The 21,723-nt window shown below is 56.8% G+C and carries 19 protein-coding genes; 6 read left to right on the top strand and 13 right to left on the bottom strand.

The window, feature by feature from the left end:
- Window positions 1–34 precede the first annotated feature (34 nt).
- The 4 genes from ACTHV6_RS03780 to ACTHV6_RS03795 form a co-directional block, all read right to left on the bottom strand.
- Entirely contained in the window at window positions 35–1,414 is a 1,380-nt protein-coding gene (locus ACTHV6_RS03780) for an aldehyde dehydrogenase family protein (RefSeq protein WP_441385936.1), read from the bottom strand.
- Between the two features lie 90 nt (window positions 1,415–1,504).
- Window positions 1,505–2,356: a pyruvate formate-lyase-activating protein gene (pflA, locus tag ACTHV6_RS03785; RefSeq protein WP_441385975.1), complete on the bottom strand. Its 852-nt coding sequence runs from the start codon at window positions 2,354–2,356 to the stop codon at window positions 1,505–1,507.
- A gap of 28 nt (window positions 2,357–2,384) precedes the next feature.
- Window positions 2,385–2,636, bottom strand: a complete 252-nt coding sequence (gene grcA2, locus ACTHV6_RS03790; protein ID WP_441385937.1) for an autonomous glycyl radical cofactor GrcA2 — start codon at window positions 2,634–2,636, stop codon at window positions 2,385–2,387.
- Between the two features lie 32 nt (window positions 2,637–2,668).
- Window positions 2,669–4,774, bottom strand: a complete 2,106-nt coding sequence (locus tag ACTHV6_RS03795; RefSeq protein ID WP_441385939.1) for a pyruvate formate lyase family protein — start codon at window positions 4,772–4,774, stop codon at window positions 2,669–2,671.
- Between the two features lie 492 nt (window positions 4,775–5,266).
- Between ACTHV6_RS03795 and ACTHV6_RS03800 the strand changes: the two genes are divergently transcribed.
- From ACTHV6_RS03800 to ACTHV6_RS03810, 3 genes are all read left to right on the top strand, one after another.
- The gene (locus tag ACTHV6_RS03800) at window positions 5,267–6,031 is read left to right on the top strand and encodes a mandelate racemase/muconate lactonizing enzyme family protein (protein WP_441385940.1); all 765 of its coding nucleotides are present in this window, start codon (window positions 5,267–5,269) and stop codon (window positions 6,029–6,031) included.
- A 1-nt stretch (window position 6,032) separates the two neighbouring features.
- Window positions 6,033–6,395 carry an enolase C-terminal domain-like protein gene (locus ACTHV6_RS03805; RefSeq protein ID WP_441385941.1) on the top strand — a complete coding sequence of 121 codons (363 nt, stop codon included), beginning with the start codon at window positions 6,033–6,035 and terminating at the stop codon, window positions 6,393–6,395.
- A 147-nt stretch (window positions 6,396–6,542) separates the two neighbouring features.
- Entirely contained in the window at window positions 6,543–7,262 is a 720-nt protein-coding gene (locus tag ACTHV6_RS03810; protein ID WP_441385942.1) for a FadR/GntR family transcriptional regulator, read from the top strand.
- 114 nt (window positions 7,263–7,376) lie between these two features.
- On the opposite strand, the gene ACTHV6_RS03815 is transcribed toward ACTHV6_RS03810, so the two are convergent.
- The 4 genes from ACTHV6_RS03815 to dapA form a co-directional block, all read right to left on the bottom strand.
- A complete protein-coding gene (locus tag ACTHV6_RS03815) occupies window positions 7,377–8,714 on the bottom strand; it encodes an enolase C-terminal domain-like protein (RefSeq protein ID WP_441385943.1) in 1,338 nt (445 codons plus the stop codon).
- 97 nt (window positions 8,715–8,811) lie between these two features.
- Window positions 8,812–9,711 (bottom strand): 2-hydroxy-3-oxopropionate reductase, encoded by a 900-nt coding sequence (gene garR / locus ACTHV6_RS03820; RefSeq protein ID WP_441385944.1) that lies wholly within the window; start codon window positions 9,709–9,711, stop codon window positions 8,812–8,814.
- Window positions 9,712–9,735: 24 nt separating this feature from the next.
- Window positions 9,736–11,094 (bottom strand): gluconate:H+ symporter, encoded by a 1,359-nt coding sequence (locus tag ACTHV6_RS03825; RefSeq protein WP_441385945.1) that lies wholly within the window; start codon window positions 11,092–11,094, stop codon window positions 9,736–9,738.
- A gap of 149 nt (window positions 11,095–11,243) precedes the next feature.
- Window positions 11,244–12,131 carry a 4-hydroxy-tetrahydrodipicolinate synthase gene (gene dapA / locus ACTHV6_RS03830; protein WP_441385946.1) on the bottom strand — a complete coding sequence of 296 codons (888 nt, stop codon included), beginning with the start codon at window positions 12,129–12,131 and terminating at the stop codon, window positions 11,244–11,246.
- Between the two features lie 257 nt (window positions 12,132–12,388).
- Here dapA and ACTHV6_RS03835 point away from each other — a divergent pair, with 257 nt between their 5' ends.
- The gene (locus tag ACTHV6_RS03835) at window positions 12,389–13,180 is read left to right on the top strand and encodes an IclR family transcriptional regulator (protein ID WP_441385947.1); all 792 of its coding nucleotides are present in this window, start codon (window positions 12,389–12,391) and stop codon (window positions 13,178–13,180) included.
- A gap of 79 nt (window positions 13,181–13,259) precedes the next feature.
- On the opposite strand, the gene ACTHV6_RS03840 is transcribed toward ACTHV6_RS03835, so the two are convergent.
- From ACTHV6_RS03840 to ACTHV6_RS03860, 5 genes are read right to left on the bottom strand one after another with little or no spacing between them, the layout of a single operon-like run.
- Window positions 13,260–14,621, bottom strand: a complete 1,362-nt coding sequence (locus tag ACTHV6_RS03840; RefSeq protein WP_441385948.1) for an ABC transporter substrate-binding protein — start codon at window positions 14,619–14,621, stop codon at window positions 13,260–13,262.
- Between the two features lie 8 nt (window positions 14,622–14,629).
- On the bottom strand, window positions 14,630–15,538 hold the full coding sequence (locus ACTHV6_RS03845) for a carbohydrate ABC transporter permease (protein ID WP_441385949.1): 909 nt from the start codon (window positions 15,536–15,538) through the stop codon (window positions 14,630–14,632).
- Between the two features lie 9 nt (window positions 15,539–15,547).
- Window positions 15,548–16,270, bottom strand: a complete 723-nt coding sequence (locus tag ACTHV6_RS03850; protein ID WP_441385950.1) for a carbohydrate ABC transporter permease — start codon at window positions 16,268–16,270, stop codon at window positions 15,548–15,550.
- A 33-nt stretch (window positions 16,271–16,303) separates the two neighbouring features.
- Window positions 16,304–16,486 carry a hypothetical protein gene (locus tag ACTHV6_RS03855; RefSeq protein ID WP_441385951.1) on the bottom strand — a complete coding sequence of 61 codons (183 nt, stop codon included), beginning with the start codon at window positions 16,484–16,486 and terminating at the stop codon, window positions 16,304–16,306.
- Between the two features lie 7 nt (window positions 16,487–16,493).
- Window positions 16,494–18,674, bottom strand: coding sequence for an alpha-galactosidase (locus tag ACTHV6_RS03860; RefSeq protein WP_441385952.1), 2,181 nt, complete (start codon window positions 18,672–18,674; stop codon window positions 16,494–16,496).
- A gap of 233 nt (window positions 18,675–18,907) precedes the next feature.
- Here ACTHV6_RS03860 and ACTHV6_RS03865 point away from each other — a divergent pair, with 233 nt between their 5' ends.
- Together ACTHV6_RS03865 and ACTHV6_RS03870 are read left to right on the top strand one after the other, a co-directional pair.
- Complete coding sequence (locus ACTHV6_RS03865; protein ID WP_441385953.1) at window positions 18,908–20,077, top strand: ROK family protein; 1,170 nt, start codon at window positions 18,908–18,910, stop codon at window positions 20,075–20,077.
- A 645-nt stretch (window positions 20,078–20,722) separates the two neighbouring features.
- A complete protein-coding gene (locus tag ACTHV6_RS03870) occupies window positions 20,723–21,706 on the top strand; it encodes an ADP-ribosylglycohydrolase family protein (RefSeq protein WP_441385954.1) in 984 nt (327 codons plus the stop codon).
- Window positions 21,707–21,723 lie beyond the last annotated feature (17 nt).

The raw sequence follows: 21,723 nt of genomic DNA on the forward strand, positions 1-21,723 counted from the left end.
GAACCACGGGCCTCTCCCGCAGCAAGGCCGCTGCCTAACTGGCGTCGTGAATACGGAAAGCGTGCTCGTTCGTGAAGAGGGTGAGCCCCCACGCGCTTTCCTCGCGCCCGTAGCCCGAGCGGTTGATTCCGCCGAACGGCCATTCCGGGCTGGATTCGCGATGCGCGTTCACCAGAGTCATGCCCGCGTTGATTTTGTGAGCGAAGCGCTCGGCCTTCTCCACGTCCTGGCTCCACACGGACGATTGGAGCCCGTATTCGGTTGCGTTCGCGATGCGCAACGCGTCCGCCTCATCGGCGGCTTGATAAACGACGACGACGGGGCCAAACAGCTCATCGCACGAAATATCCTGATCGAGGCCAACATCTGTCAGCAGCGCTGGCTCCATGTAGGCGCCCGGGCGATCGATTGCCGCCCCGCCGTAGTGCAGGATCGCACCGTCGCGCACCGCCTGAGCCACCCGCTCCACCACCTCGTCGCGCGCCTCAATTGAGGAAACCGGGCCCATATCCGTGCCCTCGGCATCGAACGGTCCAACTTTGATTGTGGCAATCACGGCCTTCGCAGCTTCCATGAATTCGTCATAGATGGCGGAATCCACAATGATCCTCTTGGGAGAGGTGCACACCTGCCCGGCGTTGAACAGGCGTAGCCTCACAGCCTTTTCGGCCATCGCCGGCACATCTGCCGCATCAAGGATCACCATCGGATCGTTGCCGCCCAGTTCGAGCACAGAACGCTTCATGTTCGCCCCGGCGATCGCGGCCACGGAGGCACCTGCGGATTCCGAGCCCGTGATACTGAATCCCTTCACCCGGAAATCGGTGAGTACGGCCTCCACATCGGAGGAGTCAAGATAGATGTTGGTGTACACGCCCTCAGGCAATCCAGCACACTCCAGCAAGTTCTGGAACTCAGCGGAGGACACTGGGCAGATGGACGCCTGCTTCATGAGGATCGCGTTTCCTACCATGAGCTGTGGCAGGGCGAAACGTGCAATCTGGTTGTACGGGAAGTTCCACGGCATAATGCCCAGTAGCACGCCGAGCGGATCGTGCTTGACGTAGGTTCTCACACCATCGGAGGCGTCAATAACGGTGTCCGCCAGTACGTCCGAAGAGTTTCGCGCGAACCATCGCGCGTGCTTGGCAAGCGTCCCGGTTTCAGCACGTCCATCGGACAGCGGCTTGCCCATTTCGCGCCCAATAATTCGGGCAAGGCGATCGGCTTCCGCTTCCACCAGATCCGCGAATCGCTCAAGGACGGCACTGCGTTCGGCCATGGGCGTGGCGCTCCAACGCTGGAAACCATCGTGAGCGCGGTCAATCACCGCAGGGATCTCTTCTGGAGTCAGAGAATCGAAGTGTTCTTGGATTTCGCCTGTGTTTGGATTGTGAACCTGATAGTTGCTCATGTCACTATTCAACGCCTGAGCTGGCCGTGGCGCCACAGATTTACCCATGCGAGAACGCCGGAATCGCGGACGGCCCGCGTCAAGCCGCCCTTAAAAGACCTTCAGGCCCTCGTTCCGGAAGATCTGCCGGGTTCCTTCTACCGCCTCGTTGGTTGGCGGTTTGGTATCGGCAAGTTTGTACTCCATGCCTAGGCTGGCCCACTTGTCCCGCCCCATCTGGTGGAACGGAAGAACCTCAACGCGGCTCACAGAGTTCCATCGAGCCGCGATCTTCGCGGCCTTGCGGATATTCTCCGGATCATCGGTGAGGCCGGGAACCAAAACGAATCGGGCCCAGATCTCAATGCCGCGTTCGGCCAAGCGATCGCCAAAGCGGATCGTGGGTTCCAAGGCGCGCCCTGTCACCTCTTTGTAGGTGGCGGGATCCCCGGACTTGACGTCCAGTAGCACCAAATCCACATCATCCAGCATGGAATCTGAGGCATGCGATCCCAAGAAGCCCGAGGTATCGAGGGCCGTGTGAACGCCCATCAACTTGGCCCCATGAAGAATTTTGGAGGCAAAGGCGGGCTGCATGAGTACCTCGCCGCCGCTCAACGTGATGCCGCCGCCAGTTGCCCTGAAGATCCTGCGGTACCGCCGAATCCGGCGCAACAGCTCCTCGGCGCTTACCGGTTCCCCGTTGCGCATTTGGAGCGTATCCGGGTTGTGGCAGTACTGGCAGGCAAGCGGGCATCCGGAGAAGAAGGTGGTCATGCGTGTGCCCGGCCCATCAACGGCCGTCACAAGCTCCCACGAATGGATAGATCCCAGATCCCCGGAGCGCATGCGCGCCAACCGGTCTGCACGTTGCAGATCGGAGAGCTCTTCGATCCCGGCAATGCCGGCACCATGCGGACGGGCCGCTGGTGACAGGAAATCCTGATCGCCAGCGGCCCCCATCACGAGTGTTTCAGTCAATCGTTCTCGCTCACGCGCTCTGATGGAACGTGCGGGACAGAACGTCCAGCTGCTGTTCCTTCGTGAGCTTGACGAAGTTAACGGCGTATCCGGATACGCGAACGGTCAGGTTCGGGTACTTCTCCGGATGATCGATCGCATCTTCTAGAGTGGAGCGATCAAGCACGTTGATGTTGGCGTGGTACAGGCCCTGCACTCCGCCGTGATCCTCACGAGCGGCCTTCATAGATGCGAGGCGCTCTTCGTATGTCTTAGCTGCCATAATGTAGCTTCCTTTCAGTCCTCTTGCGAAACTCAGATATCGGCATCTTCGGGAACGAACCCGGCATCGAGGATACCCACGAGGTTCGAAACCTGCTCGTCCTTGTTGCGGCCAAGTCCGGATGGCGTGATGGTGTTGGTGAGCGAAATGCCGTCCAACGCATCGTTGTAATCCAGCTTACCCACGGAGAGCATTGATGCCACCATGCCGTGGGAGTCCATGCTGTTCTCCGGGTTGGCGCCCGGGGCGAATGGTGTGCCTGCCTTGTGGCCGGACGGGAAGGAACCTGTTGCCTTGCCGTACACCACGTTGGAGGTAATCGTCAGCACCGATTGGGTTGCCACCGCATCGCGGTAGAGCGGGATCGCCTTGATCTTGTCCATGATGGTGTGCACAACGGTTGCCGCGATTTCATCGGCGCGATCGTCGTCGTTCCCATACGTGGGGAACTCACCCTCGGTCTTGTAATCCACGATCAAACCGGTTTCATCCCGAATCGGGGTGACCTTCGCGTACTTGATGGCGGAAAGCGAATCGGCCACGATCGAAAGTCCCGCGATACCGCAGCCCATCGTGCGGACGATATCGGAATCGTGAAGGGCCATCTCCACCGCTTCGTACGCGTACTTATCGTGGGAGTAATGGATAATGTTGAGCGCCTCAACGTAGGTGCCGGTGACCCAATCGAGCATGTCCTCATACTTGGCCCAGACCTCGTCAAAGTCCAGCGGACCGTCGCCCTCAATGGGGGCGAAGCCGTTAACAACCTGCTTGCCAGTCATCTCATCACGGCCACCATTCATGGCGTAGAGCAGGCCCTTGGCTGCGTTCACACGCGCGCCGAAGAATTGCATCTGCTTGCCTACGCGCATCGGGGAAACGCAGCACGCAATCGCGGCGTCATCGCCCCAGTGGCAGCGAATCTGATCATCGGATTCGTACTGGATCGCGGAGGTCTCAATCGAGATCGCCGCACAGAAATCCTTGTAACCTTCTGGCAAGTTCTCATTCCAGAACACCGTGATGTTTGGCTCGGGGGCCGGGCCGAGGTTACGCAGGGTCTGTAGGAGGCGGAAGGACGTCTTCGTCACGAGCGGGCGGCCATCATCGCCAAACCCGGCGTCGGACCACGTTGCCCAGTAGGGATCGCCTGAGAAGATCTGATCGTAATCGATGGTGCGAAGGAAGCGGACGATGCGCAGCTTGAGAATCAGGGAATCAATGATTTCCTGAGCGAACTGCTCGGTGATACGTCCGGCGGCCAGATCGCGTTCGAAGTACACATCGAAGAAGGCGGAGAGGCGGCCAAATGACATGGCAGCGCCGTCCTGTGACTTCACAGAGCCGAGGTAGCCGAAGTACGTCCACTGCACGGCTTCCTGAGCAGTCTTTGCTGGCCCAGAAATATCGATGCCATACATGGAAGCCATATGCTTGAGCTTCTTGAGGGCCTTGACCTGATCGCTGTGCTCTTCGCGGTAGCGCGCCCAGTTCTCGGAGAAAGGCTCATCCTTGACAGCGTCCTTGGCTGCCAGCTTGTCCTCGATCAAACGGTCAACGCCGTACAGTGCCACGCGGCGGTAATCGCCGATGATGCGGCCACGGCCGTACGCATCGGGAAGGCCGGTCACGATATGCGAGGAACGGGCCGCGCGAATATTCGGCGTGTAAATATCGAACACGCCATCGTTATGGGTCTTGCGGTACTTGGTGAAGATTTCCTTGACCGCGGGATCGGGCTCCTTGCCCGCTTCCTTGATGGCCGTTTCCACCATGCGCCATCCGCCATTGGGCATCATCGCGCGCTTGAGTGGAACGTCAGTCTGCAGGCCAACAATGACATCGTCATCTTCGCTGATGTAGCCGGCCGGGAAGGCATCCACGTCCGCTGGAATCTTCGTATCCACGTCGTAAACGCGCTTCTCACGCTCTACGGACAGGTACTTCTTTTCGAGCGTGTCCCACACGCGGAGCGTCTTGTCAGTGGAGCCCGCGAGGAACTCCGCATCGCCCAAGTACGGGATGTAGTTCTTTTGGATAAAGTCCCGGACATCGATGTTCTCGGTCCAATCTCCGGTAACAAAGCCGCCCCAAGCCTCTTGAGTGGGGGTTTCGGCTCCTGCGCTGGTTTGCTCCATTGTTTGTCTCTCCTGGATGGGTAGTCCGTAATGGAATTAGTTCAATTATCGCTCACTACTGGACCTTTGTCTGTAGGTCTGAGGCGAATTACGCGTTATTCACCCCACATTCGGCGAAATTTCGCTGATTAGATGGAGGAAATTTCCCTGTGATAAATCGGGTAGGCAGGTTGGGACTATCGTCCCTTTTGTCGACGACGACGGATTTTTCACGGACTCCGTCCAACGCTCCACGCCACAAAGGATGACAGTAAATCAGGTGTCTGTATTTTGATACGATAGATTGCTTAAGGACTGGGGTCTTTTCTGCGAAATGGTACGAGAGACAAATTGCCTGCAACGGGAGATACAACTGGGCACTCAGAATTGGATACACATATATTGGGAAAGCAATGACGATTATGCACTTGTCATACAAGTGACCTACTTATATGATGTGTTTACCGCGAAGAGGAGCACCGCAGCACCTCTTCCAGATCGCAAAGGAGCATCATGGTTGCCGATACCATTGCACACGTCAAACTTTCACACGTTATTCTCCCTCTCAAGACGGAAATATCAGACGCGAAAGTATTCACAGGGCGCCAAAAGCCAATGACAGAGGTCCATTTCTTGTTCTGCGAACTTGAAACGACAGATGGCCACTCGGGTCTTGGCTTCGGGTATTCAAAGCGCGCGGGCGGGCCGGCACAGTTCGCCCATGCCAAGGAAATAGCTGACAATCTTATCGGGGAAGATCCGAATGATATTGACAGACTGAGAGTCAAGCTGCTGTGGGCCGGAGCCTCCGTGGGCCGGTCCGGCGTAGCAGTTCAGGCGATTGCTGCAATCGACGTGGCCCTATGGGACTTGAAAGCCAAGCGCGCGGATCTCCCACTTTCGAAACTCATCGGTGCTCATCGCGATTCCATTCGCTGCTACAACACCTCCGGCGGGTTCCTTAATGCTCCGCTGGAAGCAATTCTTGACAACGCCACCAAGTCGCTAGAGGCCGGAATTGGCGGCATCAAGATCAAAGTTGGGCATCCCGATAGGACCGTTGATTTCGAGAGGCTGACGGCCATGCGAGAGCATCTGGGAGATCAGTTCCCTCTGATGGTCGATGCAAACCAACAGTGGGACCGTCCCACTGCCATGCGTATGTGTAAGGCGATGGAAGAGTTCAATCTGATTTGGATTGAGGAACCTCTGGACGCCTATGACTTCGCGGGGCATGCCGTACTAACCCGCGAGATCCACTCCCATTGCGACAGGTGAGATGCTGACGTCAGTTGCCGAGCACAAGAAGCTCGTTGAAATGAATTCTGCCGATTTCATTCAGCCAGACGCACCACGCATCGGGGGCATCTCTGAGTTTCTCAAGCTCACAACGATTGCCAGTAGCGCCGGATTGCAGCTTGCACCCCATTTCGCGATGGAGATTCATTCGCATCTGGCTGCTACGTATCCAATCGAACCATGGGTTGAGCACTTCGATTGGCTTGACCCCCTGTTCAACGAACACATGGAAATCAAGGACGGGCGCATGATCGTCTCCAACCGCCCCGGTCTTGGCGTCACACTTTCGGACCAGCTACGCGCATGGACCGTTGAAACGTCCGAGATCGGCACGCGCCCGTAACAGCGCATCCATCTCTAGCCACGCCTCGGGCAGCTTGCACCACGGTGTCATCCACCATCGTGGTGCAAGCTGCCCCCTTGTCGTACCATCGAACCACAGGTTTGACTTTCCCCATCGGGGCAAACCCGCCCACAAGTCTGGAGAACGATGAAAGAACCAACCGGTCCCCTCCTCAGAGAGGATCACCGCGGACTGTCCCACGCCGTTGCCGTACGGCTGAAATCGGACATCGCCATCGGAAAACTGGCGCCGGGAGATAAGGTTCCATCGGAAGCCGAGCTTGGGCGCTCATATGAGGTCTCACGAACGGTTGTGCGCGAAGCAGTGTCACAACTCCGTGCCGAAGGGCTAGTGGAGACATATCAGGGGCGAGGCACCTTCATCGCTGCCGCTTCTGTGCCACACAATGACGCTGATGTTCATGGTCTCAGCATCGATCTCTCAGTGTCACGATCCGCAGAAGACATCATGGAGTTGCGGCTAGGCATCGAGCCACACGCTGCCTTTCTCGCTTCCAAGCGCTACCGGGTAGCGGACTTGGCAAGTCTGGACAGAGCCCTCATGGACTTTGAAGAGGCCGTGGCACATGGAGCGTCAACCATCTCTGCCGATTTCGCGATTCATCGAAGTATCGCTGTAGCGTCGAGTAATCCGCTGATCATTGCCATTATTTCTGCTCTGGGTTCACAGGCAGTGCTGCTCCAACGTGCCAGTATCCACGAAGGCACCAATGTCCTCGCACCTGAACACGGCGATCTATTGCGCCACGAGCATCGTCAAATTCGCAACGCTATCGCCCGCAGAGATTCCGATGGGGCTCGGGCCGCAATGATCACACACCTAACGCGTTCGATGAGCGCACTGTAGGTACTTTTGGACGCCGCTTGGATTCTCCAGTTGGATGGCATCTGGAGCGTTATCGTGCAGAACCGGCGGCGATCGCATTGGCAGTAACGCCAAACGATCGCCGCCGCCATCTACTTACGGACGAACGAGCGCTGGTTTCTTGTTATCGTACGTCCATCCCGGAATGAGGAACTGCATTCCAATAGCGTCATCGCGAGCTCCAGCACCCTCCACCTTCTCCTTGTAGAGTTCATGGGCTGCGAGAATCCGCTCCATATCCGGTTCAACACCGAGCCCCGGCTTGGATGGCACGGCCACCTTGCCATCAACGATTTTCACCGGCTCCTTGGTGAGGCGCTCAACGCCCTCCTGCCAGATCCAGTGGGTATCAAGTGCGTTGTATTCACCGGGAGCCGCTGCACCACAATGGACAATCATCGCCAAGGAAATATCGAAATGATTGTTGGAGTGACAGCCCCACGTCATCCCCATGTCATGGCACAGCTGCGCCACTCGCACCGATCCCTGCATCGTCCAGAAGTGAGGATCCGCAAGTGGAATACTCACCGACTGTAGAGCAATCGAATGAGTCATTTGGCGCCAGTCCGTGTTCACCATGTTGGTGGCTGTTGGCAAGCCGGTGGCTCGGCGGAACTCCGCCAGTACTTCTCGGCCAGAAAAGCCTTCTTCGGCGCCACACGGGTCTTCAGCGTAGGTAAGAACTCCGACCTTATCTTTGCAAAGATCGATTGCTTCTTGAAGTGACCACGCACCGTTGGGGTCAAGAGTGATGCGGGCGTCCGGGAAACGCTCCTTCAAGGCGACAATCGCCTTCATTTCCTCCTCACCGGAAAGCACGCCGCCCTTGAGCTTGAAATCCTTGAAACCGTATAGCTCATGAGTTGCTTCCGCGAACTTCACAATGGCTTCCGGCGTCAATGCTTCCTCATGGCGGAGGCGATACCAATCCACATCGGAATCTCTCTCACGGATGTACTCTAGATCGGTCTTGTCAGGATCTCCCACATAGAAGAGATAACCGAGTGTCCGGACTTCATCGCGGACCTGACCGTCGCCCAACAAGGCGGCAACCGGTACGCCGAGGTGTTGACCGAGAAGGTCCAAGAGTGCCGATTCAATACAGGTGACAGCATGGACTGTGGTGCGCAGATCGAAGGTTTGAAGCCCCCGGCCGCCCGAATCGCGATCAGCGAATCGCTCGCCAATTTCTGCAAGGATGTTCTTGTATTCGCCGAGTTGCCGGCCTAGGACAATGTCTTTCGCATCCTCGATCGTTTCGGTAATCTTCTGACCGCCCGGCACCTCACCGATACCTTGGTTTCCCTCAGAATCAGTAATAATCACAATGTTCCGGGTGAAATATGGCCCATGAGCTCCCGAGAGGTTGAGCTCCATGCAATCGTGACCTGCTACTGGATAGACGTCGATTTTCGCTACGGTAGGTGTGGACATCCTTGTCCCCTTTCAGTGTATGAGTGAAGAAATATCGTGACAGTTATGGGCCCTCGGACGGCTAGTGTGGAGCCGTCCGAGGGCTATTCTGATGGATTCAGGCTTCGGGCTCTCCTGGAGTCAGCTCGATGTTGGCCAGTTTCTCGTACACACGCACGAGAGAGGAATGATCCTCAGCCACGTGGCCATCCCCGTCAAGAACGCTCATCATCTCGCGTACGAGCGCGGTCAGTGGTAGCGGCGCGTTTACTCCATGACCCGTATCAAGAACATTTCCGAGATCCTTGATGTGTAGGTTGATCCGGAATCCCGGCTCGAAGTTACGTGCGAGCATCATGGGTACTTTGGCATCCATCACCGTAGAACCAGCCAGTCCCCCACGAATTGCTTCGTACACGGCTTGAGGATCTACTCCGGCCTTCTGAGCTAAGGTGAACGCCTCAGCGCAGGCTGCGATATTCACTGCAACGATCGTCTGATTAGCCAACTTCGCAATGTTTCCAGCGCCGATGCTGCCTACGTAGGTCACAGCGCCAGCCATAGTATCGATGACGGGAGCGACAGTGTCGAATACTGCCCGATCGCCTCCCACCATCACTGACATGGTTCCATCGATGGCCTTGGGTTCACCGCCGGAGACGGGTGCATCCAACATCGGAATCCCTCGCGCAGCTAGAGCATCATGGACTTCACGCGACACGAGCGGGGCAATCGAGGACATGTCCACGTATATCAGCCCGTCGTGAGCTCCTTCGGCGATACCACCTGTACCGAGTGCAACCTCTTTGACATGGGGAGAATTCGGCAACATCGTGATGACTAGTTCACTAGCTTCTGCGGCTTCCTTCGCACTGCCCACGGCAGTTGCTCCGGCTTCAACGAGCTCAGCAATTGAATCCTCATTGCGATCATTGACGTAGAGTTCATAACCAGCACGGACCAAATTCTTGGCCATGGGCTTTCCCATGATTCCAAGACCAATGAATCCAATCTTCATATTCGTTCCCTTTCCTTTTCGTGGTTAACTGATAAATAGGCTCATCAATAGCACGGCTCCCAAGCCCAGAATCGACAAGACTGTGGTGTAGGAAGTACGTGACTTGAGAGCTTCAGTCACAGACAAATTAAAGTATTCCTTGAACATCCAGAATCCCGGATCGTTCACGTGCGAGAAGGCAATTGAACCCGTGGTTGTTGCCAGCACCATCAGTTCCGGTGAGACTCCCGCCGATGCCACAAGTGGCGCGGCAATCCCTGCCGCCGTGGCAACCGCAACCGTAGCCGATCCCAACGCAATACGCAGGATCACCGCGATGAGCCACGCAAGGATGATCGGGGAAATCGACCAACCGGATGCCATATCCGCGATGTAGTCAGCGATACCGGCGGCGACGAGAACCTCCTTGAAGGCCCCACCACCCGCGATAACAAGAAGGATCATCGCCATGGCCTTGCCGGCTTCAGCGGCGGACTTGGCCACTTCGGTCATGGGACGCCCAATGCGTGGACCAAACACGTACATCGCCAGGAGGAGTGCCAAGAGGAGTGCGATGGCCGGGGAGCCGAGGAAGTTGATAACTTCGGAGAACCAGCCGTCAGAATCGACGAACATATCGTAGAGAGCGGCACCGGCAATGAAGATGACAGGGAAAAGCACGACGGTCAGAGAAATGCTCAGCGGAGGAAGCTCCTCTTCTGGAATCTCCTTCTCCGATACCAAGCCTTCGGGAATCTGCGGGTTCATCTTCTTAATGAAGCTCAACCGCGGCCAAACCATGGCAACGAAAATCCCGAGCGGCACGGCCATGATGAGACCGTAGGCCAGAGTTAGTCCGACGGATGCCGAGTACATTCCGGCAACGGCCGTCGGGCCAGGATGCGGCGGCAAAAAGGAGTGCATGGTCGATAGCGTGATAGACATCGGTAGTCCAACCCACAAGAGGTTCGACTTTGTAGCCCTCACCAACGTGAATGCCACGGGGACAATAATGACGAAGGCAACTTCGTAGAACATCGTCACACCGATGAGCACGGACGTGATGACCATCGCCCACTGCACACCGCCGTGTCCGAAAACATCAACAATGCGAGATGCGATTCTTCTGGCGGCTCCAGCATCGCCCATCACGCGACCGATCATCGCTCCAAGGCCAACCACAACTAGCGTGGATTTCATCTGCCCGCCAATACCGGCTTCGAGAATTTCAGCGATGGCGGATACGCCCACCGTTTCGCCGTCAACTGCCAGATTTCCGGTTGTTGCTGCCCATATGCCAACAAGTGTTGCCGTGAGCAATAGAGCGATGAAGCCGTTGAGCTTCAGCTTTGTCATCATAAAAATCAGTAGCACTACCGCGAGCGCCACAATCAAAAGAGGCATGAGTTTCTCCTATATGAACTCGTCATTGAGCGTGAGAGTGACAACCCTGCGGGATGAAAACCCCGGTGGACTACACTCCCTCAGAGCAAACTCCTTCTGAGGAGCTGCTACGGGCCGCAGCCTGAGATACGACGATCTCTGGTTCGGCATCAGAAGGTAGTAACGGCCGCAACTGCTTCTTGGAGCGGTTCGCGGAACTCCGGCGCAAGCTCACGAGCTGGAGCAAAGCACTGGCCCGCTTCAACACCCGCATAGCGCAGTCCCTCCTTGAGAACAACTGGGAAAGTTGCTTGATCGAGCAGGTTGCGAAGTGGAGAGAGCTTCTTTTGAAGCTCGAGTGCTCGTGCGTGATCACCCTCTCGGAACGCGTTGTAAAGACTTGACAGCAACCGCGGCGCGATATTGGCAGTGGAGGCAATCGCCCCGTCTGCCCCCATGGCGAGTGCCGGATAAATCAATGTATCTCGCCCCATCAAAACGATGAAGTCATCCGGGGTCTCACGTAGATAATCAGCCGTGAGCGTCATGTTTCCGGCGGAATCCTTCACTCCGATAATGTTCGGCACCTCTGCAAGTTCAAGCACTGTATTGAGGGCAAGAGGGACTTGAGTGCGGCCCGGATTGGAATACAGCAACACTGGAAGGTCTGTCTCGGCGGCAATGTTCCTGTAATGCTCCACGAGTTCAGATTGTGTTGGCGTCATAAAGTATGGTGTCAGAACTGATAGAGCCGAGACCCCACCCACTTCTGATGCCATATGTGCCGTCTTGATGCAGTCACGCGTGGTGATTTCTGATGCTCCCGCGTATACAGGCACCCGTCCGGCTACATGTTCGACCGTAATCTCAACGACGCGGCGCTTCTGCGATTCTGACAGTCCATATATTTCCCCGGAAGAACCCAGTACGAAAACACCGTGCACTCCATTGCCTATGGTGTAATCCAGAACGTCGCGTAGGCCCTGTTCCAGAAGGTTGCCTTCCGAATCCAGAGGAGTCACGAGAGCAGGTATGATCCCTGCCGGCTTAAACGTCATTGTTGCCCTCCACATTGAGTCCGTACCCACAACGTATTTGAGGCTGTGGTGTTCAATTTCAAGAAGTAGACTTTAGTCTACGTAGCTACACGATACGGCTACAGATGTAGACAGTCTACTAAATGAAGGAAAACCTACTCTTCATATTGTGCTCTTTGTCACATATAGGTCTCCCTATAGGACTAAGTGCCTGAACTCATGATCCGCGTAATCTCGGTATCCTTGAAGCTGACAAAACTCTCTGTGAAGGAATGCGAATGAGTACCACCATGCCGGAGACGGGCGTGCGTACAGTCAAGTCCGCGAGCCGTACGATCGAACTTCTCGAATACCTAGCGTCTCGGCAAGCGGACCCTGCACACCTGTCGGAAATCTGCAACGCGTTACATGCTCCACGGTCGTCGATTTATGCACTGCTTCGGACCTTGATTGATAAAGGCTGGGTCCAATTGGATTCCACGGAGGGCTATAGTTTAGGAATCCGCGTTTTGATCGCTGGCACGTCCTACATTGATTCGGATCCATTTGTGCGCGTTGTGCGGCCAATACTCACCGATCTGGCATCGGCACACAACGAAACATTCCATATGGGAAGGATTGACGGCTCTCAGGTGGTCTACCTTGTCACCCAAGAAGCCCCACAGGACCTGCGTGCGTATTCACGAGTCGGCAGACGCCTGCCCGCTGCCGCCACGGGGCTGGGAAAGGCCATTCTTTCACAGCGCCCCGATCTCTTTCCTCATACACTGAGGCCCCTCACTAGGTATACGATCACAACTCCCGAGGCCCTTCAAGAAGATTTGGAACGAGCTCAAACGCAAACCTTTGCCACAGAGAACCAAGAGAACACTCTGGGCATTCGGTGTGTTGGTTTTCCCCTTCCCTACACCGTGCCTATCCGAGATTCCATCTCCTGTTCCATACCGATCGAACGCTGGTCAGAAGAGCGCCAAGCAGAGATCGTCGAGGGTATGCGGGCAGCTGTCAATAGAATCGCTCAGTCGGCTCCGCTAGTCGGCCAACTCATGAGCTCCGACATCACCTCATAAGATCCACCACAGCGCGTTAAAGGGGCCCTGGGCATCGACGTGTCGATGTCTAGGGCCCCTTAACAGCACTCGTCACCCATCAGTCATCGCGATCACGAGCCATCATGTCGTTGACCTGATTGTTGGCATCGGTCAGCGAAGAAACATCGGATTGGCCGGCAATGACTGCCGCCATAGCCGGATTCATGATCGAATCGAGCTGAGCCCACCGGTCCACAACCGGTGACGTCACAGTGGTCTCTTCATCGAGGTGAATCGAGAATGCTTCGGCGTTGAATCCCAATTCCTCAAAGGCCGGGATGGCCAGTTCCGTTGAGGAGGAAATCGCTGGGAACACCACGGCCTCCTGGGCAATGATGTCTTGGCACTCGGTCGAGCCCATGTAGCTGACCCACTTCCAGGCTTCTTCCGGATGCCCCGTACCAACCCAAATGGAATCGGCCAGCCCATTCATCACGGACGCGCGCTGGCCAGAAGGGCCAATCGGAGTGGGCGCTACGTCAAGGTCAAAGGTTGCCCTTGACGCAACATTGCTCATGTTCCACGATCCCTCAATCAGAGTGGCGTAAGCGCCAGCACCAAAGGATTCAAGCGTTCCAATTCCTGAGGAAGCGATGGCAAGGGACGGCATATATCCCTTTCCAATGAGAGATTGCCACCACTCGATTGATTCTTGGAAATTGGGATCGTCATAGTTGAACACCCTGCCCCACGGATTCTCATCCGCATAGTCCCAGCCGTTGGAGAGGGGATAGGGGGACCACTGAACTTGGCCGTAACCAGATCCTGCCTCGTTGTACCCGATGCCGTAGGTCACCACATTATTACTATCAAAACCGGGTTCGTTGCCGTGAACGCCGTTTGCATCAATGGTCATAGCTGCAAGGAATTCCTCGTAGGTTCCACCGTCCTCAGGATTCCATTCGAGTTCCCACAGGTCCTCTTCGGTATAGCCAGCTTCTTCAACCATTTCCTCGTTATAGAAAAGGCCAACGGTGTCCCAGTCCTTCGGGATACCTAGTTGGCCAGAACCACTTTCGGTCTTCCACAGCTCTGGCAGGCCCTCTTGGAACTGAGTGAGGTCATAGTCATCTCGCTCAATGTAATCGGACAGATCGAGAAGCTGGTCTAGGGTGGCGTACCGTCCAAAGCGCGAGGTGTGGTTGGTAAACACATCTGGAGCGTTCTCTGCCACCAGCGCGGCCGTCAGCTGCGTCCAGTAATCATCCCAGCCGTACTGTTCCATCGAGATGAAGATATCTGGATTGTCCGCCTGAAAATTCTCCGCACATTGGCGGTATCCCGGGAGCTGGCTGGAATCCCACAGCCAATATCGCAGTGTCACATCGGCGTCAGATTGCGGTGTTCCGCTTGCACAGGCACCGAGTCCCAGTGCGAGTGCAAGAGCGCCTGAAAGCGCTGCTTTCTTTTTTCTATTCATCAGATGCCTCACTTGATACCGGTAAAGCCGATCGAATTCACGATCTTCTTACCCAAGATGGAGAAAAGAATAATGATAGGCAGCGCCGCAACCAGCGTGGCCGCCATCATGGCCGACCAATCCGGAGAACCCTGCGGAGTCTGCGATCGGAAGATGCCCAGTGCCACGGTCAGTACTCGGACATTTTCGTCCTGGCCAACCAACAACGGCCAGAAGTATTCGTTCCAGGCGTTAATGAAGGTCAGAACCCCCAACGTGGTGATCGGCGCGCTGGCCATCGGAACGATCACTTTGAAGAACACTCTGAACCGGCTAGCCCCATCAATCATTGCGGCCTCATCAATCTCCTTAGGGATTCCCAAGAAGAATTGCCTCAGGAAGAAGATGGCGAACGGGGTCATGAAGAACGTGGGAAGAATCAGTCCCGCGAACGAGTTGAGCAACCCCAGATCCTTCATAAGGACGAAGTTCGGAATGGCTGTGAAGATGGCGGGAACCATGAGCGCCGCGATGAACACGGAGAACACCAGCTCACGGCGCTTCCACTGGAGCCTGGAAAAGGCGTAGGCGGCCATGGAGGAGAAGAGTACCTGACCGATGGTGACAATGGAGGCCACGATAAAGGAGTTGCGCAGGTAGAGCCAGAAGTTGATAGAGGCTCCCGCTCCTCCCTGAGCGATCGATTCCTCCGGAGTGGTCAATCCGAACACGCGCCTGTAGGCGTCAAGAGTGGTTTCTCCGGGCCACAACGCTCCCGGATCCGATATGAGGGATGCGTTTGATGCAAAAGAAGATCGCAGCATCCAGTAGAACGGGAAAAGTGTCAGTAACAGGATAAGGATGAAACACGCCCAGGCCACGTAATGGCCGATTCCATGCTTCTTGTGATGAAGCTTTTGCTTCGGTTCTTGAGCCACGGTGCCCTCCTACAACTCATCCGATTCGTCTGCGCGCATCAACTTCATTTGGACGAGCGAGACGATCATTAATATGACAAACAGGACGATGGCCAACGCGGAAGCGTATCCGAAATCGAGTTGTCCGAAGGCCAGATCCCAGATGTAGTAGTTGATCACCCGCGTGGCATTAATAGGCCCGCCCTGCGTGGTGACCGAAACCGTGTCGAATATTTGGAATGATCCGATCACGGTGACCACCATGACCATGGCAAGCACCGGGCGCAGAAGCGGCAGGGTGATATTGAAGAACTTCCGCCCTTCACCCGCCCCGTCAATATCCGCGGCCTCGTACACGGATTGGTTAATCGTTTGCAGGCCAGCGAACACGAGCAGTGCGGTGTAGCCCATGTGCCGCCACACGTTGATAAACGCAACGGTCGGTATGGCCCACGCCGATTCACCAAAGAACGCGATTTTGTCCAGCCCTATCCAATCAAAGGCCACGTTCACGATGCCCGTTTGGTAATCCATCATGAAGTACCAAACCAGAGCAACCACCACGTTGGCGATGAAGTATGGCATCAGTGCCACGCCACGCAGGAAGGTGGAATTGGTCAAGCGCTGCATGAGCACCGCAAGGAAAATAGCGATAATTGTTTGGAAGCCGATATTCAGGAGAACGTAGTACAACGTGACCTTCATGGCGTTCCAGAACAGCGGATCATTGATCAGCCGCTCGTAATTGTCCAAGCCCACCCACTCTGGCGGGGTCAGAACTTCATATTAGGTGAAAGAGTAATACAAGCCGCGAAGTGCTGGCACAAGGTAAAACAACACCAAGCCGATTCCGGCCGGAATCAGGAAAACCACGGCGGTGCGTGTATCTTTCCTCAACCGGAATCTGTGGCGCGGCAGCTGGGCCGGGGCCTGTGGCTTTACCGGTGCCTGTGGCGTAACAGTTGACATGTCATTCCTACTGTCGAATTGTTGAGACGCGGGTGACATCCAGAAGGATCGTCCGCTCTGGATCCAGATCCGGGAATCGGAATCCCGCGAGAGTCACAATCGAACCGGGAAGGGCAACAGTGCTGCCCCACCATGGCGTGATCGTATGGCTCTCCTCGCGAACTTCGCTCGCAACGCCGTTCGGCAGGAGTTCCGCCAATTCGTAGCGAGCATCGGCCGCGAGGCCAGGAAGGCACAGTGGTGGGGTGGGCCGCTGCGCCGAGGTGGTCATGCGAGTCAGGGCATAGATTGCCCTGTCCCCGCTTTGGGACACCACACCGTGGATCCACCAGCCACGGTCTGGATGGTCGGCGTGCACAACACGCCCCGTGTGCAGCATCTGCCGCAGTTCTTTGTGGAGGCTCACCCATGCCGCCAGATCGCGGCGCTCCTGCTGGGTTGTGGCCGTAATATCCCACTCGATACCCATATGGGAGAACATCGCAGTGGACGCACGCAACGTGAGGCTCGAGGTTCGCTCCGTTGTGTGAGAAGTTGGGGAAGCCACATGGGATCCCACAAGCTCTGGCGGTAGGAGAAGGGCCGTGCCAGCTTCGATCAGTTGCCGTTCGATGGGATCAATGCAGTCCGATCCCCACACGCGAACCGCCCGTTCCATAATGCCTAGATCGATGCGCCCACCGCCGCCGGCGCACGATTCAATCTCTAGTTCAGGGTGGGCAGCGAGTACCGCGTCCATCAGGGCATATGTTGCGAGAGTTTGGGCATGATAGGCGGGAAGGCCAGTGCGGGGAGAGACTGCCTCATTAAGGTCCCTGTTAAAGTCCCACTTGATGTAATCGATCTGGGTGCTCGCAAGAACTCGAAGAATGGAATCCCGGATAAAGGCGAAGGCCTCAGGATTGGTGAGATCAATGACCTGTTGGTTGCGTGATTCGCGCGGGCGGTGAGTGGCTGGACTCAGGATCCAGTCCGGGTGAGCGCGAGCAGCTTCCGAATCCGGGTTGATCATTTCAGGTTCGAACCACAATCCGAACTCCATGCCGTGGGCGTGAACGATATCCGATAGCGGATTGAGCCCATTGGGCCACACCTCCTGAGAGATGTGCCAGTCCCCCAAACCCATCGTGTCATCGCGGCGTGAACCGAACCAGCCATCGTCCAGCACAAACCTCTCCACGCCTGTTTCCGCTGCTGCATCAACCAGCGCTCGCAGGCGCGGCATTGAGTGATCGAAATACACGGCTTCCCACGCATTGAGCGTCACCGGACGCGGCTTAGAAGGGTAGTGGGAAAGCGAACGAACATAGTCATGGAAGCGAGCTGAGGCCTGATCCAGCCCGTCGCCCCACGTACCGTAAATCCACGGTGTCTCGTATGTTTCGCCCGCGCCCAGAACAACTTCGCCGGGCATGAGGAATTCTCCGGCAAGAAGGCACTGGACGCCCTGATGGTTCTTTTCTGCCACCGTTCGGGTGTTGCCTGACCATCCCACGTGAACGTAGTGAACGCCACCGTTGCGCCACCCCGTACTGGGGGCGCACGTCCCGTGAATCGTGGAGGTTGAATGCCCCCTCGCGATCCGCAGGGTGCGATCATGGGTACCGATCGTCAACTCGTGGGTCTGCGTATCGCGTTCGCGCAGATGATGCCCGGTTTGATCAATGACCTGCGATTCCTCAGCCGGGGTGGGCAGTGCCACCAGAAGCGAATCAAGCGAATAGGGGTGGGAGAAGTCAGTGACGGTATTCGTTAGCGCCGCACGCGTTTTCAACAAGCCACTAGGAGTGAGGTGCAGCGTGAGGCTTAACTCCAGTCCGGCTTCCTCATCGATACTGGTGATCGCGGCGTGTGACGGCGCCCCATCCGTGCCGTAGCCATCCGCCACTACGTCCATCGGGACGAACCGGCTGAACTGTGCGAGGCCGTTTCGTGAGCCGACTAGTCCGGGGGTACCGATCCATCCTTCACTTTGTTGAGGCACCAAAGAAACACGCGGTGGCACATCGGAATCGGAATTGTAAGTTGAAGGCACACAAACCGCGGCGAACGCTTGGCAATCGGCGTCTGTGAGGAGCCCCAGATCAGACCCCCAGTAGAGGACTTTAGCCCCGGATTCCTCGCTAATATCGAGCAAGACGGACGTGCCACCGCGCCGGAGGTGAAGATGCTGCCGAAGTTTTGTCAATTGAACCGCCCCTAGGTGTGGCGCGATGGTGGCGTCAGTGCTCCATCACGCTAACTTTCTTTCATTAACTAACATAGTAAACCGATCGGCGAGCCAACTCAAGGCCAGTTCGGGAGAAGTTCCCCCAACACGGTCCCGATCTTTTCCACATTCGACCGCCCGGCGAAGAGACTTCTTTCTCTCCGGAACATACAATGGCATCGTCCGTATTATGTATTTCTGGGAGGTCAATCGTGCTTCGTTTGTATGAGGATTCAGCACTTGCAATCGCTGCCCATATCCTCACCGCTGGCCCAATCTCCCGCGCTGGAGCGGGCAGGGATCTTGACCTGTCAGCGGCAACACTCACCCGGCTGGTCCGCCCACTCGTCGATTCGCACTTGGTCAACGATTCTCAGGCTGGCACTCCCCTATCAGGGATTGGTAGGCCAACTCAGCTCCTTGAGATACCAGCCTCCGAGCATCACTTCATCGGAGTTAACCTGACTGCCGATGTCACATACGGAGTGCTGACAGATGCGCGCGCCAACCCGATCGTCTCCCTGTCGCAGCCACTTGATTCGCGCGAACCGGAAGCGGTTGCCCACACCATCGACAGTCTGATCGACGAACTGTGCGCCCAAAACGGAGCAGCCGCTGAGGAACTTGACGGCATTGGCATTTCCGCTGGCGGACACATCGCACACAGAAAGGTAATCGAAAGCAGGTTCCTCGGGTGGCAGGACGTTGACCTCCCATCGCTCGTGAAGGCCAGCAGCACCACGCCCACTTACCTGCTGAACGATATCGTTGCGCTCACCACGCTGGAGCAGTGGTTCGGGCTGGGGCGTAGCGCCCCGAATTTCCTCATCGCAACTGTTGGTGCGGGTATCGGCCACGGCATCGTCCACAACCGTCGCGCTGTGCCGAGCGTGTTCGAAGGCTATAGCCCTACCAGTCATCTACCTTTAGCTAGAGCGAAGGGCCTGTGCCAGTACGGTCATGTTGGCTGCGCGAACGGTGTTCTCACAACCCCGGCCGTGTTGGCCCGAGCATCCGGCGCCCGCTCCATTCTCCACGTGAATTCCGGACCTGATTCTCTTGATGAGCTGATCGCGCTTGCCGAAGGCGGGGACCCCACCTGTCAATTCGCCATCGCCGAATTTGGAACGAACATGGCCACCTACGTCCAGACCGTGGCAGGAGCAGCGATGGTCATCGATGTGATTCTTGACGGTGAAGCCATCACCCTGCTGGACACCCCGTGGGCTAGCACCTTCACGGAGCATCTCGCGGAGTTCAAGAGCCCGAATCTGCCCGGGCTCAACGTCCACACCCGCTCCGGCACGTTTGACCGCTGGGCACGTGGCGCGGCGACGGGCGCGATTATCTCCTGGTTGGAAAGTCAAGTAACTGGCGCATAGCACCCTGTAGCGTCACAGTCGCACAAGTAGCTGCGTCTATATCAGCTTGATTTCGTATAAATGCTGTCAAGAAGAAGCTTGTTCCCATCGCGACTCAGCGAAGAATGCATCGGCGAAAACTAGGATTTCTTCGTCCGAAGGTCCGAGGAACCGCATTGCCCCGCCGGAACATCCTGCGAGTAGCGCGAGAGCACTCGCAGTAACGGTTGCGGTGGCAGTGCGTCGGAGGTGACCGGATTAGAGCCGACCCGACCGAAGTGGCACCTGCATTTTTCTTGTCATCATCGACCTCGTGTTCCGTGCCAACGCCGCTGGCGTCCGCAGTTTGCGCTCTTCCCGTGACTTAATCCTACGGTAACCGAATATTACCAGTTACGCTGGAAGCGAAACGAGGGCAGCGCATGTGCTTGACCACACCCACCTGTCACCACACGCCGATACACGGAGTGCACAGCCCTTTTCGGAACGTGTGTCCGGGTTCGGGTGAGTGGACGGTTCCGGTTGGTATCGAATCTGGTGTGACGACGGCGGGGGCGTGCGTACGTACGTGAGGTTCCGTCGTCGTCGTACCAAAAGCTACCGCGTGACGGCCATCACTGTAGAATTGGTGAATCTGGAGCTCGGAACTACGAGGAAGGACCTCACATGACCACACAGCCAGGCGAACGGCAGCCAATTGAGTTGACCCCGCAGGTAGAGGATCGCGCCCGGGGCGTACTTCTTGCCTCCGCGTGCGGAGATGCGCTGGGAGTCCCCTACGAGTTTGCTAAGCCCCCCAAGCACCCCGAAATGATCGGTGGGGGGCTCGGGCCTTATGATCCGGGCGAATGGTCGGACGATACCCAGATGGCGGCGTGTATCGCGCAGGGAATCTCGGGCGGCGCTTCCCTCCTCAAGGATTCCACGCTGGATGTGATCGCTGACAACTTCATGACGTGGCTGCGTGAAGGAGCCTCCGATGTGGGCACACAAACTCGCGCGGTGCTGGGAGCCTACGATGATTTCGCTGGCTCTCCATCCGGCAAGCTCAAGAAGGCCGCCCGCGCCTATTCGGAGCAGACAGACCGGGCAGCTGGCAATGGAGCCCTCATGCGCACCGCGCCCGTGGCACTCGCCTACCTCGATTCTCCCATCGCGACCGCTCAGGCAGCTGTGGCCGTTGCCGGCCTCACCCACGACGATCAGCTGGTGGATGAGTCCTGCATCCTGTGGACCGAAGCTGTCCGCAACGCGGTGGTGACAGGCGACATCGCTATCCGCCCCGGCATTGAGCTTCTCCGCTCAGAGTCCCAGGATTACTGGGTCAAGGCGATAGACGATGCGGAAGCTGGGAACCTCAACGCTCATCAGAACGGCTTCACGGTGGGCGCGCTCCAGTGCTCATGGAACGCCGTGTGTTCCGTGTCCGAAGTTGAAGGCGTGGAAGCCATCCAATTGGGCATCGAGAACGCGGTGAGGCTGGGAGCGGATACCGATACGATCGCCGCGATTGCCGGAAGCCTTCTTGGCGCCGCGTGGGGAGCCAGCTGCGTACCAACTGTGTGGCGCGAGGCCGTACACGGGTGGCCGGGACTGACCGGTGATCAGTACGCGGACCTTGCGTTGACCATCATCGGTGGCGGTAACTAAACGGCACGAGCCAGAAA

Source organism: Ancrocorticia sp. (assembly GCF_052089425.1).
Taxonomy (GTDB): Bacteria; Actinomycetota; Actinomycetes; order Actinomycetales; family Actinomycetaceae; genus Ancrocorticia.

Excerpts from the sequence above, each read along its gene's own strand:
- ACTHV6_RS03780 (WP_441385936.1), bottom strand. The coding sequence starts at position 1,414 with ATGAGCAACTATCAGGTTCACAATCCAAACACAGGCGAAATCCAAGAA.
- pflA (WP_441385975.1), bottom strand. The coding sequence starts at position 2,356 with ATGGGGGCCGCTGGCGATCAGGATTTCCTGTCACCAGCGGCCCGTCCG.
- grcA2 (WP_441385937.1), bottom strand. The coding sequence starts at position 2,636 with ATGGCAGCTAAGACATACGAAGAGCGCCTCGCATCTATGAAGGCCGCT.
- ACTHV6_RS03795 (WP_441385939.1), bottom strand. The coding sequence starts at position 4,774 with ATGGAGCAAACCAGCGCAGGAGCCGAAACCCCCACTCAAGAGGCTTGG.
- ACTHV6_RS03800 (WP_441385940.1), top strand. The coding sequence starts at position 5,267 with ATGGTTGCCGATACCATTGCACACGTCAAACTTTCACACGTTATTCTC.
- ACTHV6_RS03805 (WP_441385941.1), top strand. The coding sequence starts at position 6,033 with ATGCTGACGTCAGTTGCCGAGCACAAGAAGCTCGTTGAAATGAATTCT.
- ACTHV6_RS03810 (WP_441385942.1), top strand. The coding sequence starts at position 6,543 with ATGAAAGAACCAACCGGTCCCCTCCTCAGAGAGGATCACCGCGGACTG.
- ACTHV6_RS03815 (WP_441385943.1), bottom strand. The coding sequence starts at position 8,714 with ATGTCCACACCTACCGTAGCGAAAATCGACGTCTATCCAGTAGCAGGT.
- garR (WP_441385944.1), bottom strand. The coding sequence starts at position 9,711 with ATGAAGATTGGATTCATTGGTCTTGGAATCATGGGAAAGCCCATGGCC.
- ACTHV6_RS03825 (WP_441385945.1), bottom strand. The coding sequence starts at position 11,094 with ATGCCTCTTTTGATTGTGGCGCTCGCGGTAGTGCTACTGATTTTTATG.
- dapA (WP_441385946.1), bottom strand. The coding sequence starts at position 12,131 with ATGACGTTTAAGCCGGCAGGGATCATACCTGCTCTCGTGACTCCTCTG.
- ACTHV6_RS03835 (WP_441385947.1), top strand. The coding sequence starts at position 12,389 with ATGAGTACCACCATGCCGGAGACGGGCGTGCGTACAGTCAAGTCCGCG.
- ACTHV6_RS03840 (WP_441385948.1), bottom strand. The coding sequence starts at position 14,621 with ATGAATAGAAAAAAGAAAGCAGCGCTTTCAGGCGCTCTTGCACTCGCA.
- ACTHV6_RS03855 (WP_441385951.1), bottom strand. The coding sequence starts at position 16,486 with ATGTCAACTGTTACGCCACAGGCACCGGTAAAGCCACAGGCCCCGGCC.
- ACTHV6_RS03870 (WP_441385954.1), top strand. The coding sequence starts at position 20,723 with ATGACCACACAGCCAGGCGAACGGCAGCCAATTGAGTTGACCCCGCAG.